Annotated in this window: 20 protein-coding genes; all 20 read right to left on the bottom strand. The window is 49.9% G+C overall.

Annotated elements, in window-relative coordinates:
* Position 1: 1 nt before the first annotated feature.
* A complete protein-coding gene (locus L6468_RS08760; protein ID WP_237792968.1) occupies positions 2-808 on the bottom strand; it encodes a DNA adenine methylase in 807 nt (268 codons plus the stop codon).
* Positions 805-1044 carry a hypothetical protein gene (locus tag L6468_RS08755; RefSeq protein WP_237792967.1) on the bottom strand — a complete coding sequence of 80 codons (240 nt, stop codon included), beginning with the start codon at positions 1042-1044 and terminating at the stop codon, positions 805-807. Before L6468_RS08755 ends, L6468_RS08760 begins: the two co-directional genes overlap by 4 nt.
* Before the next feature lie 44 nt (positions 1045-1088).
* Positions 1089-1235 carry a hypothetical protein gene (locus L6468_RS08750; protein WP_237792966.1) on the bottom strand — a complete coding sequence of 49 codons (147 nt, stop codon included), beginning with the start codon at positions 1233-1235 and terminating at the stop codon, positions 1089-1091.
* An 11-nt stretch (positions 1236-1246) separates the two neighbouring features.
* Complete coding sequence (locus tag L6468_RS08745) at positions 1247-1669, bottom strand: hypothetical protein (RefSeq protein WP_237792965.1); 423 nt, start codon at positions 1667-1669, stop codon at positions 1247-1249.
* A 23-nt stretch (positions 1670-1692) separates the two neighbouring features.
* Positions 1693-2010: a hypothetical protein gene (locus L6468_RS08740; RefSeq protein ID WP_237792964.1), complete on the bottom strand. Its 318-nt coding sequence runs from the start codon at positions 2008-2010 to the stop codon at positions 1693-1695.
* Entirely contained in the window at positions 2007-3746 is a 1740-nt protein-coding gene (locus L6468_RS08735) for a DNA cytosine methyltransferase (protein WP_237792963.1), read from the bottom strand. Before L6468_RS08735 ends, L6468_RS08740 begins: the two co-directional genes overlap by 4 nt.
* Before the next feature lie 2 nt (positions 3747-3748).
* A complete protein-coding gene (locus tag L6468_RS08730) occupies positions 3749-4132 on the bottom strand; it encodes a DUF4406 domain-containing protein (RefSeq protein WP_237792962.1) in 384 nt (127 codons plus the stop codon).
* An 18-nt stretch (positions 4133-4150) separates the two neighbouring features.
* Positions 4151-4354 (bottom strand): hypothetical protein, encoded by a 204-nt coding sequence (locus L6468_RS08725; RefSeq protein ID WP_237792961.1) that lies wholly within the window; start codon positions 4352-4354, stop codon positions 4151-4153.
* Complete coding sequence (locus L6468_RS08720; RefSeq protein WP_237792960.1) at positions 4351-4560, bottom strand: hypothetical protein; 210 nt, start codon at positions 4558-4560, stop codon at positions 4351-4353. The genes L6468_RS08725 and L6468_RS08720 overlap by 4 nt, the downstream gene beginning before the upstream one ends.
* Entirely contained in the window at positions 4557-4766 is a 210-nt protein-coding gene (locus tag L6468_RS08715; RefSeq protein WP_237792959.1) for a hypothetical protein, read from the bottom strand. The genes L6468_RS08720 and L6468_RS08715 overlap by 4 nt, the downstream gene beginning before the upstream one ends.
* A complete protein-coding gene (locus L6468_RS08710) occupies positions 4763-5362 on the bottom strand; it encodes a P-loop NTPase family protein (protein WP_237792958.1) in 600 nt (199 codons plus the stop codon). Before L6468_RS08710 ends, L6468_RS08715 begins: the two co-directional genes overlap by 4 nt.
* The gene (locus tag L6468_RS08705; RefSeq protein WP_237792957.1) at positions 5338-6333 is read right to left on the bottom strand and encodes a helix-turn-helix domain-containing protein; all 996 of its coding nucleotides are present in this window, start codon (positions 6331-6333) and stop codon (positions 5338-5340) included. Before L6468_RS08705 ends, L6468_RS08710 begins: the two co-directional genes overlap by 25 nt.
* 12 nt (positions 6334-6345) lie before the next feature.
* A complete protein-coding gene (locus tag L6468_RS08700) occupies positions 6346-6780 on the bottom strand; it encodes a DUF1367 family protein (protein ID WP_237792956.1) in 435 nt (144 codons plus the stop codon).
* A gap of 11 nt (positions 6781-6791) precedes the next feature.
* Positions 6792-7238 (bottom strand): DUF3127 domain-containing protein, encoded by a 447-nt coding sequence (locus L6468_RS08695; protein WP_237792955.1) that lies wholly within the window; start codon positions 7236-7238, stop codon positions 6792-6794.
* Between the two features lie 15 nt (positions 7239-7253).
* Positions 7254-8642: a DEAD/DEAH box helicase gene (locus L6468_RS08690; protein WP_237792954.1), complete on the bottom strand. Its 1389-nt coding sequence runs from the start codon at positions 8640-8642 to the stop codon at positions 7254-7256.
* Complete coding sequence (locus L6468_RS08685) at positions 8635-9030, bottom strand: hypothetical protein (RefSeq protein WP_237792953.1); 396 nt, start codon at positions 9028-9030, stop codon at positions 8635-8637. The genes L6468_RS08690 and L6468_RS08685 overlap by 8 nt, the downstream gene beginning before the upstream one ends.
* 85 nt (positions 9031-9115) lie before the next feature.
* The gene (locus L6468_RS08680; RefSeq protein ID WP_237792952.1) at positions 9116-9787 is read right to left on the bottom strand and encodes a PD-(D/E)XK nuclease-like domain-containing protein; all 672 of its coding nucleotides are present in this window, start codon (positions 9785-9787) and stop codon (positions 9116-9118) included.
* Positions 9788-9835: 48 nt separating this feature from the next.
* Positions 9836-10111 carry a hypothetical protein gene (locus tag L6468_RS08675; protein WP_237792951.1) on the bottom strand — a complete coding sequence of 92 codons (276 nt, stop codon included), beginning with the start codon at positions 10109-10111 and terminating at the stop codon, positions 9836-9838.
* An 80-nt stretch (positions 10112-10191) separates the two neighbouring features.
* Positions 10192-11484: a hypothetical protein gene (locus tag L6468_RS08670; RefSeq protein WP_237792950.1), complete on the bottom strand. Its 1293-nt coding sequence runs from the start codon at positions 11482-11484 to the stop codon at positions 10192-10194.
* Between the two features lie 13 nt (positions 11485-11497).
* Positions 11498-12379, bottom strand: a complete 882-nt coding sequence (locus L6468_RS08665) for a hypothetical protein (RefSeq protein ID WP_237792949.1) — start codon at positions 12377-12379, stop codon at positions 11498-11500.
* Positions 12380-12383 lie beyond the last annotated feature (4 nt).

Here is a 12383-nt window from a genome sequence, read left to right as displayed (position 1 = left end):
ATCAGAATAATGTTGGATTAATGTCGAAGTTATACACGAGCACTTCCTGCTTACGCCGAGGCTTCTTGCAGAGTGCTGGTATCATGCATTTCTTGTCGAAGACCTGAAAGTTCCATCCTTCACGATCAACGAAAGCAGAGAGTTCGTTGGACCAGAAATTAGAAAGGATGAATTTGCCTTGAATAGTTGTCAGCAGAGACAGCAGTTCGAAAAATTCATCCTTTCCGTAGCCATTGTAATGCTTCTGGTCGCAGTTGATATACGGTGGGTCGAGATAGAAGAACGTCTCAGGCGTGTCACGTTCGCGAATAACAGTGAGTGCGTCGTGGCATGATATTTGGACGTATTTCAGTCGGTCGTAGATACGGCTTGTGAAGTTTGCACGGTGCCGTTCCATTGACACACCAATATGAGAGCCACCGGTACCATTGTCACGTTTCCATCCACCACGAGGCGTAGCCATCACTGACATATTCGTCACCATCCATACCGCCCAAGCGATATCGATTTTCTTATGAGACTTCGGGCTGTTGTAAATCCTCTTCGCCTTGATATACTCAGACTCAGCATGAAGCGTATTCTGAATTTTGTGCTGCAGCGAATCGAAGTTATCGACGCATTGCTGATAGAATGTAACAAGCAGCTCGTTCTTGTCGTTGATAGCCTCCAGGAATGACGGCCCTTTGGCGAAGAAGACAGCTCCACCACCAAAGAACGGCTCACAATAGATTTTGTGCTTTGGCATCATAGCGATGATGGTCTTTGCCATCTGCTGTTTGCCACCATAGTAAGTGATAGGAGTCTTCATGATTCGTCAAACATTGAGAGTTCGGAAGACGACGTGGCAGAACCACGTCGCACAGTACATTCGGATTTAGCCTCTTTGGGAGTGAGGCCACGAGCGGCCAGTTCAGCAGTCTTCTTTGGACCGACGCGGCGATAGATGGGTAGCCAGTCGTTTCGCACGAGGTCTTCTGAGCCTGCGACGACGGTGTACTGGTGGCCATCGACTGTGCAACCGCCATAGTAGCGAGCGATTGACAATTGTGATGACAGCCAGACGTTTTTAGAGATAACTACATTCATAATCAGACCTCCTTTCCTTGTGCAAAATCACACAGGTAGTACACAAAGTCCTCTACGGTCATGTCGTTACAATCAGGGCGCTCGGATATAAACTCTTGAATATCCAAAGCAAGGCCAGAAGCCTTAATTTGTTCCAATGTTTTTGCCATAGTTAGTACTATTAAATGATTATCAGTTTTACTTTGTCGCCTGCATTATGTTTAAAGAAATTCCCATGAAGTACACACTTATAATCTGAACGCTGCTTACCAATCTCGGCTGGAAAAGCATTTTTTATCATCTGCTGCTTCTGCCATTGAGCACCAAATAGCACAGCGTCATACTTTGCCTTTTTGTCATGAACGCAGTATGTCAAATCCTTCGGAGCATCGCACGGAATACCTGCGTACTCTCTTGCTATAACATCCAAGTCCTCGCTTACAGGTTCTTCTTGGATGGATTTCACAAATCTATCGAAGTGCTCTAAAACACTTTCCTGTCCGATAAGATAGCCTTCTGCGAAAGCGCCTTGCGCTCTGTTGCTTTGAATGATAAGTTTTACCTTTTCAATCTCGGCTTTGAATTGTTCTACTTGATTTTTCATGATTACACAGAAGTTTTATAGTCCTAAGTTCCAGGGAACAATGATTTGTCTTGCAAATACTCAGAGTAGGCGAGATTGAAGCAGAAGTTCTGATTCTCTTCCTTCACCAATGCGAGAAGGGTGACGGTTGCCGATTTGCTTCCCATAGAGAGTTTGAATTTCAGCGTCTCAAAGAAGCCGACATAATCTTCATCTTCGTCAAAAACGAAGAACACACGATAACACTGATAGTAGTTGAATCCTACAAAGTGAGGGTCTGAGAAGACGTGCTCACGAAGTCGCTGTAGCTTGTTGTCCCCATAGAGTGAAATGAGGACACACATTTGGAATTTCTTTTTCATGATGCTATGAGATTTTGTTTAGAGAGTTTCTGACAGAGTGCTTCGCAGAGGACGCGAGACATGTTTACTTCGACGGCATTGCCGATGAATTTCTTCTGTTCTGCCTGAGTGCCGACGAGGACATAATCTTCGGGGAAGCCCATGATCTTTTTGAGTTCAGGGATTTTGAGCATCCTCATTTTGATGTCGATGATGCCATAGAGGGCCATAAACTCCTTTATGCGCTTGGTCATTTCTGAGTCGGACTCATAGACGGCGATAGCGAGAGCAGGCTTTCCCGATGGAGAACCATCAGGAACGGTGGCTTGTACGAGATACGGCGGCATCTTATCCATGCGTGCAATGAGCGTGAAGCAAGGGTCATCGACGGAGCCACCCTTCGACATAAACTGAGGATTCATTAGGTAATGCCACTTGCGATTGGCCGTGATTACCTGTGCCGGTTCCTCTACAGAGCTGCCTACGTTATGGAAGTTGGTGTTCATTACCCACGGCTTTACCTCTACGAGTGCCTGCTTGGGATTCGTTGGTATGGTCGGACAGGGCGAGTCGGCAGATGACGGAGTGCCGTTGCCATACTGATTATCGAGGAAGCACGTCGTGACCTTTGAGATACGGTCTTTCGTCGTGATGGTAGGACACGGCTCTTCGATGGAAGAGTTGAAGCCGTTGCCATAGTAGGCAGTGACGAAAGCATGATGGTCTTTGGTGGTGACTGTTCCAGCAGGTTCCTCCAGAGATTCGTTGTGGTCTTTGCCACCGTAATACTTTGAGAGGAAATGCACCTGTGCCATTCCGAGACGGTTCTGACAGGCGACGGTAGGACACGGCTCGTCAACAGAGGGAGCGACATAATGGCCACCCCTGTTCATGGAGTTGTATTTGACGATGAAAGCATCCTTGCCACCAGCCACGAATTTTATGAGTCCTGCATAGATACGCTCCAGCGTCTTTTCCACGAGCGGCTTCTTGCGCATGAAGATAGACTCACCTTCGTCGGAGAAGTCGAGAACTTCGCGAACAGGCTTCCATTTCTTGTACTGATTGGGGAAGAGCGATTTCGTAGCGATACCATCGCTACATACTGAGCCGTCGCCATTCTTAGCGTAGGTCTGTTCAGGGAAAGCGATAGGAAAACCCTTGCGCGCGAACTGACCGAAGAAACGACGGCGAGAAGTGTAAGCGCCATAGTCTGCAGCGTTGAGGATGCGCCAGTCGAAGTCATAGCCATAGGCGCGCACGTTGCGCACCCAGCGCATATAACTGCTGCCTTGGTCTTTCGAGATAGGATGGCCGTTCTCGTCGAGTTCTCCCCAACACATAAACTCTTCAACATTCTCTATCTGAATATAGTCGGGGTCGATGGCTTCGATGTAGCGGAAGAGGTGTTCGGCCAGAGTGCGAGAGTCAGCGTCGCGAGGCTGGCCACCTTTGGCCTTGGAGAAGTTGGTACATTCAAGACTTGCCCAGAGTACGACGTGAGCGTCAGGATATTGCAGCTTCTTCTTCTGCAGATGTTCTACGAGTCCAGAGAGTTCGAGTGTACGGATGTCCTCTGTGAAGTGCATGGTGTCAGGATGGTTGGCCTGATGTGAGAGGATAGCGTTTGGATCATGATTGACGCAGGCTATAACTCGCGCACATTTCTCACCATTGAGGCGTGCAAACTCCACGCCTGTAGATGTGCCACCTGCGCCACAGAAGAGGTCAATGTATAGAAGTTTTATTGAGTTCATAGTCATTCTGCTGTTGATGGGTCGGCGTAGATAATTTCTCTGTTACAGGATTTCGCGTAGGAATGTTCTGCTGTTGCTCCAGGCAAGTTGCGCCAGTCGGGAAGCATATAGATAGCGTCGCATCCCCAGATGAAATGCATGTCGTAGAGCAACATTTGGCCATATTCGTCGAAGTCCTTTTTGAAATGCTGCTTCTCGTATCTTTTCTTTTCGATGGCCACATGATGCTTCATTTCTTTCTGATACTGCTTGTCGGCAGGATTGACGGCAGCATGGCCCTGACTGAGCAGGAGGTCTTGCGCGTCTTGGAACTTTTTGACAGTAATGGGCGAGAGTTTCTTCTCGCCAATCTTGCCGCTGATATACACTATTTTCTGTCTGTTCATACTTTGATTGTTTAATACTTAGAAAACCCTGTTTGGGGTGATGATGCGAACACGCTTCTTTTTCTTTCTCTGAGGCTGAACCTCAGCGCACTGTGACTGTTGCAGTTTGCGCACCTCTTCCTGAAAGTGTATTATTTTGCGGTTGAGGGCGTATAGTTCGCGGTAGAGGATGACTGCTGCAATGATGGTGCAGCAGATAGAGAGGATGGAAATGAAAATCATAGGCCGTTGTAGTCTTTAGGTTCCCATTCCATTTTGTCTTCTTCGATGAAGTCGTCAGAGCAGGCTTTGTCGCCACAATAGACAGGACGTTTCTTTGCGGCACAGAAGCCACAGCCGAAGATGTCCTCATGATTCATGTTGGCACAATTGCCACAGCAGAAGTCCGAAGCGGATGTTTCGGGCACGGTGGTAGGAGTAGTATTCATGAGATTTTCAGTTTAAGATGTCTGTAATATTCGATGGTAACGAGTCCGAGAGATTCTTTTGGGTAGGACTGTTTGTAGAATGAGTACGTCTTCAACGCCTCGTCGCGTCCTTTGACTGGCACCTCAATATGGTCAGGACAGCCAAAGTGGAACTGGTCGTAGATGACGTAAGTATCAGACGGAGAGATTTCAGCGAAGATGCTCATTTTCGTAGCGAGTTTCCTTTGAAGAGCACTTGGTTGGTGAGCGCGAAGAGACGGTCAATCGTTCTTTCGCCGTAGCGCGCAAGGAGTTCGTCGCCCGTGAGGTTTGTGCTGACGATAAGGAGTTTTTCTTTCCGCTCACACTCGTCAACGAGTTCGGCGAAGTAACGATGACGGACACCGTAGTCATTCGCCTCTGGTTCTGTTCCCACGTCGTCGATGGAAATGATTTTCTTCCAAACGATGTCTTTGTAGTTCTCGTTGAGTTCGAGCGCCGTGTGTGTGCTGACAACGAGACGGTAGTAATAGATGAATACGATGGGTAGAATATGCTGAGTAATGAGCGTCTTCCCACGTCCGCAGTTTCCGTAGCAGAGCAGGCCCTTCTTCTTATTGTCTGTGAGCCATTCCGCTATCTCGTGATATTCTGGAAGCCACTGAGCATCTTTTCCGAGGAAATGAACGAGTCCACGCTGCAATATATGTTCTGCATGAGGCAGAGCGATATGGATGCGGTTGTCGGCGACAGGTCGGCCAGCGGCGAGTCGCTGCATCTGCTGATTGATGGAGTCGGTCAGGCTTTCTTGTTTCTTTGCCATAAGTCATTATCAAATTTAGAGGGTGAGTTATCTGTTAGGATAGTGCCCGCAGGAGAAGCCGCAGGAGCGGAAGCAGAGATTACCTCGTCTTCCCACGAGCGATTACGCAGAAATGTTTCAGGATTCTTTCTGTATTGCTTGTCTGGCTGAGAGGCGATATAGCGAGGTATATACTCGAAGATAGCCTTTCGGTCACGAAGAGATAGTTTGGCGTATAGTTTTTCCGCTTTCGGCTTACCTACCTTCTTGTCGTATAGTTCCCAAAAATGAGCGAAGTCGTAAGGGTCATCTATTTGAAGTGGCAGAACGGCTTCACCCTCAGACTGAGGATTGGCCTTGTGAGGCTTTTTAGGGGGTGTAGGAGCGTTTTGTGGCTGAGAGGTGGGTAATGAGTCAGATAAGGGTGCAAAGAACGGCTCATTTTCACTTTCGGACGATATATTATTTATATTATTTTCTTCTTTATTTATTATATATATATTGTCCGAATTTTCATCTGTCAAGTTATTGTTCAATTTTTGAACATTAGATTGCGATTTATTGTTCAATTTTTGAACAATAGGTTTACAATCAGTCTCGGATGATGCGTTATTGTTCAAATTTTGAACAATAAGTTGGGGTGTATTTGCTGTTTTATTGTTCAAATTTTGAACAATAACCTGAACAATACCTTGCACATTATCCTGAACATTAACTTGATAAAGATTGCGTCCACGCCCTCTTCCGAATGAGAAGACAGAGAGCAACTGCTTACCTATCAGTTCTTCTCTGGCACGAAGCATGGTGTTGCGCGACATTCCCAGCTCAGCGGCCAGCATTTCATCAGAGCGGGATAACTGGTTGGTGAAGCCAATCTGTGCCGCCTGATAGAGAAGATGAAGATAGAGTTTCGCTGCTGTTGGCGTGAAAGGCACCTCGTGGTCTATGCGCCAGAAAGTGTCGGTAAGAGAGAGGAATGTTTTTGAGTCCATACGTTTAAGGATTTAGAAATGAGCGAGGGCACGATCAAACTCTTCTTTAGAGATTTGAGGAATGAGTGCTCGGAAGATGATGTCTCTGACGGCATTGTATAGTCGTTCAAACTCTTCTTCCTTCATTTTCTCGAAGGAGATAGACTTTGGTGCGTGATGCCATTCACCAGTCTCGATGTCGAAGATAGGTTCACACCATCCTCCAGTCACTTCGAGCGACTTACGGAAGACTTCGATGTCGTTCTTGAAGAATGTCTGTTGTTTCTCGTTGAGATATTCCCACGCGCAACGCAGGAGCGCGAAGTATTTGCGGTGGAACTTAAGGTTACGAGGCAGACGAATCTCTGCCTCGTACACCTCGTCGATTTTCAACTTCTTCTTCTCGTCGTAGTCCTCGTCGTACATGGGCTTTAGGCCCTGACGTGTGTTAAGAAGGAGCAGTTTCATGGCCTATCGTTTTAGAATGGCAGGTCATCGGAGCCTTCGCCACCTTCGGCTTCAGGAGCGGCAGGCGGGAAAGGATTCTGAGCAGGCTGCTGACCCTGTGCTGGAGCTGCTGCAGGAGCAGGGGCGGCGGTAGGAGCGGCAGCTTGTGGTGCTGCTGTGGTAGCCGCAGGAACCGCGCCTTGCTGATTAGAGCGCAGGACATTGTAGGCTCGAACCTCGTTGAACCAACGACCGTTGTACTCGTGAGCGTCGATATCGAACTGTACGGTGATGTCTTCGCCCGCTTGAATGTTGAACTGCTTGATTCGATCCTCACCGAAGATGTTGAACAGCATTCTTCGTGGGTACTGACCTGGAACCTCTATGACGTATTCCTGAGTCATCCATGAATTGCCGGTACGTGCTGACACGCCACCTTTGGCCTCCATGATTGCAATTACTTTACCTGTTAATTCCATAATAAATAAAAGTGACTAAACATTTTCTTCTTTCTTGATACCATTGATGAAGAGGTCGGCGAGTTCGTCGAAGTAATGTTCATCCTTGATAGCATCGTCGGATGCTCCAGTGATTTTCGAAGCGACTGAACCCTTCTTCATAATGAGGTAGTAGAGATATTCGTCGATGGAGTTCTCACCTATGAGAATCCATGAGTTCACAGCGTTCTTCTGTCCGTTGCGGTGGCAGCGCGCCTCACACTGAGAGAGGTCGGCCATTGTCCAAGGCAGGTTAATGAAGATGACGTTGGAAGAGGCGGTGAGCGTGAGTCCTACACCTGCAGACTTGATGGAGCAGATGATGACACGACGCTTGCCTGCCTGGAACGAGTCGATGGCAGCTTGCTTCTCGACAGCGTTCTGACGGCCTGTGACACAGACAGCATCAGGGAAGGCCTCTTTGAGCGCGTCCACGATGTCGTGGTGCTCAGCGAAGACCACCACCTGTTCGTCGGTGTCGCTAATGAACTGGACGGCAGCATCAACCTTTCCCTGTCCTGCCAGCTTACGCAGGTTCATGAACTTGACGAGTGCCTGCATACGCATCTTACGACGAGCCTCAGCATCGGTGAGTCCCTTATAATCTTTGAGCCATGCCCGCAGGTCGTTGGCACAGAGATCATACTCGTCGCGGTTGGCGAGTTCTGTGATGACACGAGAGCGCGTGAGGTCAGGCAGGTCTTTCAGCACCTCTTTCTTGGCCCTACGGAAGTAGCATGAGTTATGCAGGATGGCGTTGAGTTCTGCGAGGTGCTTACCGTCGCCATACTGATTGACAAACTCAGAGTAGCCTCCGAAGTCAGCGATACGTCCGAGGATGCATAGCTGAGTGGCAAGGTCTTTCGGGTCGTTGACAACAGGTGTGCCAGTGAGCATGTTGATATACTCCTTGCCGTGGCAGATGCCCATGACGTGCTTTGCCGTTGCCGTGGTTGGGTTCTTGCAGCGGTGTGACTCGTCGATGATGACAGAGCGGAACTGCTTGATGACCTCTTGGAAGACGATGTCTTTCAGTTTGGCCCCACGCTCTTCGTGAACGACGAAGAACTTCTTCAATGACTCATAGTTGACGATGACCACATCATAGAGGTTCATCTTTCCTATGAGATAAGGGAAGGTGGACTTCACGCTATCTTTGAGGATAAGCGGTCGGAGGTCGGTGAAGTTCTCGACCTCTCGTTGCCAGTTTATCTTCAATGATGCAGGGCAGATGACCAGACATGGCGTAGCGTGAGCGCGAGCCACGCTGACGATGGCCTGGCCGGTCTTGCCAAGACCCATTTCGTCGCCGTTGATACAGCGCTTCATTTCGAGGGTCTTGGCAATGCCGACTTCCTGATATGGGTAAGGCTGATACTTAGGCATAAGCCTGCACGAATTGGTTACAACGACGATAGACCGCACGGTTGGGCATGGTCTTGAAGCAGATGTACTTCTCGTGACGCTTGCCGCCAGTGAAGAAGGAGAGCACGAAGCCTGTGAGTGTCGGGTTCTCGATGGCGATGCGCTGCTTCTTCGGGTTGAAGTTCTCGACCTTCTTCTGCAGGTACTTTACGAGATTGACCGTGAGCGTCTGAACGGCCTCTTCGTCGCGGATGCCGCTGAAGCCATGAGCGGAGTGCGCCACTCGCTTGTCTGTGTAGCTCTTGGTGAAGACAGGCTTTGCTCCGTTGAGACGGACATTGCGATACTTACTGGCACGGATGGCCGAAATGAAAGAACTTCTCTTCTTGTTTGAATGAGTCTTTTTCATAATGCTTGTTATTAAAATGGGTGAATAAAAACGGTTGTTAGTAGGCAGGGTGGCGCCCTGCCCGAAGACTATGGAAACGATGGCTCTAAGTGAAGAGCCAATATTGGAAGGCCAGTTCGAGGTACTTCTGTCGGCCACGCTCGTAGAGTTCGTCGCCACGTACAATCTTCTTGAAGAAGACTTTGTTTGCCGTCTTTGAGACAGCGTAGATGAAGTCCTGATTGCCCAGAGAAGGATTGAGAGAGTGCGTGAGGTCCATATAGAACGCACGGCTTCTGTCCCAATCGAAGAAGTCGATGCTCTGTTCAAAAGCATCCTGTGTCGTTGCGCTGCATGTTTTCAGGTCGCCACCGAAGAGGCCCAGATGCCAGTCGAACTTACAGCGCGTAGGCAGGTCGAAGGAGTAGCAACCGAGGTCGAAGTGCTGAGAGGGGTTGACGAAGACCTGCTGGCCGACGGCATTTTTCAGCACGTAGTCGAGAAAAGCATCTTTCGTTGCCGCCTTTCTCAGTTTTTCGAGCTGCTGCTTGCCCCACTTCCATTCGTCGGACGTATATTTCTCGTCGCCAACGGTGAGCCTGTAGTGATTGCAGTTCTTAGGCTCTGTGACGAGACCATCGACGAGCGTACCGAGGTGGAACGCCTTGGCACGTGCCGCAGGCTTCACGAAGTCGAGGGCAGGGTGTAGCTTGTTGCGCAGGGCTGTGAGGTCGGAGTTAGAGACCTCTGAGCGAGAGTAGTAAGGGTCGTGATTCATGCTGATGGGAGTTATGGGAACCCTGCGGAGAACCGCAGGGCACTGTGACTACTTACTTTCCTTGATGGCTGCTTCGGCCTTTGCCTCTTCGGTGAGGATGTCGCTCACATCGGCATAGGCTTCGATGGCAACGTCACGCCAGATGCGCAACTCTTCGAGAAGCGACTGCTTGGCCAGCGCCTCGTTGGGCTTGGGGTCGCCTTGGATGCGCTTGACAACCTCGTTAGCATGATTAGAGACGGTGGCAGTAGCCTGATACTTGTTCACTTTGTCGCCAGTCCATGATACAGGCTGAACGACGATGACAGTCTTGTACTTGTTCATACACTATTCTTTTAAGGGGTTAGACAAATAGTGGGGAGGACAGCGTGGCAAAAACCACGCTGCACACTTCCCAAGAGAGACTATTTTGCCACGATGTCCTCGACATAGCGGACGGCAGGGTCGATGACGGTGATGTCCTCTTTGTTCTTCACCTTCTCGCAAGTCTTGACCATGAAGCCCAGTTTCTTGTTGAGGTCTTCGAGTGACATCTTCGAGCCTTCGTGCGTCCACCACATCTGAATGATGGCGAGGAAGCCAGTAGGATCATCTATCTCAATATGGTGAGAGACCTTCGCCTTGACAGGAGCGGCGATGGCGGGAGCCTGGTCGAAGAGCGTCTGCGTCTGCGACTGCGCCTTACGGATGCGATCTTCTTCCTCGCGCTGCTTACGCTCGGCCTCGGCTTTCTCCAGACGTTCTTTCTCAGCCTGTGCCTCAGCCGCTTTCAGTTCCTCTTCGCGCTTCTTACGCTCTTCCTCAGCAGCCTTGGCGCGAGCCTCAGCCTCGGCCTTGGCTTTCTCGTCGGCAGCTTTCTTCGCTTCCTCTTCGGCCTTGCGTCGCTCGTCTTCGAGACGCTTCTGTTCCTGTAGTTCAGAAACCTTTGAGTCGAAGGTGTCGAGCAGGTCCTGTTTGGTAGAAGCCACCGAGTCGGCGTAGGATTTGGTGAGCGATTCGTTCACCTCCTTATAGGCCGCGTTCATGATGTTTCGCGCCTCTTCTGCAGGAATCTCAGGCGAGAACGACGGCTTGCGGTCGGCAAGGAAGGATGCAATCTTGATTTCTGTAGGATATTCAGATATTTCCTTCTTTATTTGTTCCGCATTGTCGAGCGTCATCAGACGGAACTTCTCAGAGAGACGGTCGAGTGCTTCGGAAGTCTTCTCGTTGACAATCTGGTTGCAGACCGTGATGACATCCTCGCGTAGCTGAGTCTTGGCTGCTTCGATGCGGGCGAGCCGCTGACGTTCCTCTTCGGCCTTACGCTGCTGTTCCAGTTTGAAAGCGGCGTACTCGTCGCGTTTCTTCTGTAGCTTGTAGATAATGGATTCCTCAGACTTGGCATCGAGGAAGTTCTCCATGGTGGTGAAGCCTTTCTTCACGAGGTCAAAGACCTGTGTGACGGTAGAACGGCGGTCTTTCATTGCCTTGGCCGTAGCCTTGGCCTTCTTGATGAAGGAAGCAATCTCTGCGTCCAGTTCGTCGTTCATTTCCGACGAGCGCGAGAGCAGGAGGTCGCCTGCTGAGAGGCAGGCCTGCAGCGACTTGTTGTTGTCGGTTGCAGCATTGGTGATGTCGGTCTTGATAGAAGCGACACTCTTTGTGATTTCGGCAGTCTGCTGTGTGATGACTGCGAGTTGTCTGTTATCGTCCATGATGATTACTGGTTTAATTGAATGGAGTGTCTTCTGGAGCATCTACCTGAACGCCCTGTGCGGCAGGAGCGGCGGTAGTGGCAGCGGGAGCCGGTGTAGGTTCTTCGTCCTTGTCGGACTCCATAGCGCCACCTGTTCCGATAGAGAGTTTGGGGTAGCCCTTGAAGGCATGTTTTACCGTCTTTGACTTCAAGAATCCAGTGTCGATATCGGAGCAGTCGGCAGACTGGCCGTAGAGCGCGTTAGGCTTTCCGAAGTTCGACTTGCCAGAATACTGCTTCAAGCGCAGCATTTCGTCGGTGTCGAGCACGAAGTAGTCAACGGTACCGTCGGCCTTGACGATGCGGACATAGCAGGCGATGATACGCGCTCCCTGTGGGCGAGGGATGGCCTTCTCGTACTTGACGTAAGACTGTCCGTTGTCCTCCCCATAGCGGAAGGTGTCGCAGTCATAGACCACTTTCGGATTGTCAACAGAACGAATCTGCTTGGCTCGCTGACGGAGCAGGATTTCGCCATAGCCTGTGACGGTGATGACGGCAGAGCGCTCATAGACTGCTTGCGGACGGCCACCGTTTGGATCAGGCTTCTCACCAATCTTCTGTGAGCGACATTCGAGGTAGCAGGTCGTAGAGAGACCCTTTTCGAGCGAGAGGTTGTTGATGGCGAGGAAGAGGAATGCGAAGTAAATACTTGTTCCAGTGGCAGCGGCCAGCAGGTTCTTGTAAGAGCCTGATGTCATTTCTGCGAGGAAGAACCCACGCTGTTCCTCGAAGAAGGCCTCGGCGTTCTGAGCGCCATACTTCTGAGTGTAAACCTCGATGAACTTGTCACGAGCGAGGTCAGGAATCTTGTTGTGCTCGATGGTTTTGAGCTGTTCTAAGATGTTTGTCATAAAA

The organism is Prevotella communis (assembly GCF_022024115.1).
In the GTDB taxonomy this organism is placed as follows: Bacteria; Bacteroidota; Bacteroidia; order Bacteroidales; family Bacteroidaceae; genus Prevotella; species Prevotella communis.
The sequence above is the reverse complement of the archived record's forward strand: the minus strand, read 5'-3'. Positions and strand labels throughout refer to the sequence as shown.

Bases quoted from the DNA above. Each gene is read 5' to 3' on its own strand.
- L6468_RS08760 (WP_237792968.1), bottom strand. From the start codon at position 808: ATGAAGACTCCTATCACTTACTATGGTGGCAAACAGCAGATGGCAAAG.
- L6468_RS08750 (WP_237792966.1), bottom strand. From the start codon at position 1,235: ATGGCAAAAACATTGGAACAAATTAAGGCTTCTGGCCTTGCTTTGGAT.
- L6468_RS08745 (WP_237792965.1), bottom strand. From the start codon at position 1,669: ATGAAAAATCAAGTAGAACAATTCAAAGCCGAGATTGAAAAGGTAAAA.
- L6468_RS08740 (WP_237792964.1), bottom strand. From the start codon at position 2,010: ATGAAAAAGAAATTCCAAATGTGTGTCCTCATTTCACTCTATGGGGAC.
- L6468_RS08735 (WP_237792963.1), bottom strand. From the start codon at position 3,746: ATGAACTCAATAAAACTTCTATACATTGACCTCTTCTGTGGCGCAGGT.
- L6468_RS08730 (WP_237792962.1), bottom strand. From the start codon at position 4,132: ATGAACAGACAGAAAATAGTGTATATCAGCGGCAAGATTGGCGAGAAG.
- L6468_RS08725 (WP_237792961.1), bottom strand. From the start codon at position 4,354: ATGATTTTCATTTCCATCCTCTCTATCTGCTGCACCATCATTGCAGCA.
- L6468_RS08720 (WP_237792960.1), bottom strand. From the start codon at position 4,560: ATGAATACTACTCCTACCACCGTGCCCGAAACATCCGCTTCGGACTTC.
- L6468_RS08715 (WP_237792959.1), bottom strand. From the start codon at position 4,766: ATGAGCATCTTCGCTGAAATCTCTCCGTCTGATACTTACGTCATCTAC.
- L6468_RS08710 (WP_237792958.1), bottom strand. From the start codon at position 5,362: ATGGCAAAGAAACAAGAAAGCCTGACCGACTCCATCAATCAGCAGATG.
- L6468_RS08705 (WP_237792957.1), bottom strand. From the start codon at position 6,333: ATGGACTCAAAAACATTCCTCTCTCTTACCGACACTTTCTGGCGCATA.
- L6468_RS08700 (WP_237792956.1), bottom strand. From the start codon at position 6,780: ATGAAACTGCTCCTTCTTAACACACGTCAGGGCCTAAAGCCCATGTAC.
- L6468_RS08695 (WP_237792955.1), bottom strand. From the start codon at position 7,238: ATGGAATTAACAGGTAAAGTAATTGCAATCATGGAGGCCAAAGGTGGC.
- L6468_RS08690 (WP_237792954.1), bottom strand. From the start codon at position 8,642: ATGCCTAAGTATCAGCCTTACCCATATCAGGAAGTCGGCATTGCCAAG.
- L6468_RS08685 (WP_237792953.1), bottom strand. From the start codon at position 9,030: ATGAAAAAGACTCATTCAAACAAGAAGAGAAGTTCTTTCATTTCGGCC.
- L6468_RS08680 (WP_237792952.1), bottom strand. From the start codon at position 9,787: ATGAATCACGACCCTTACTACTCTCGCTCAGAGGTCTCTAACTCCGAC.
- L6468_RS08675 (WP_237792951.1), bottom strand. From the start codon at position 10,111: ATGAACAAGTACAAGACTGTCATCGTCGTTCAGCCTGTATCATGGACT.
- L6468_RS08670 (WP_237792950.1), bottom strand. From the start codon at position 11,484: ATGGACGATAACAGACAACTCGCAGTCATCACACAGCAGACTGCCGAA.
- L6468_RS08665 (WP_237792949.1), bottom strand. From the start codon at position 12,379: ATGACAAACATCTTAGAACAGCTCAAAACCATCGAGCACAACAAGATT.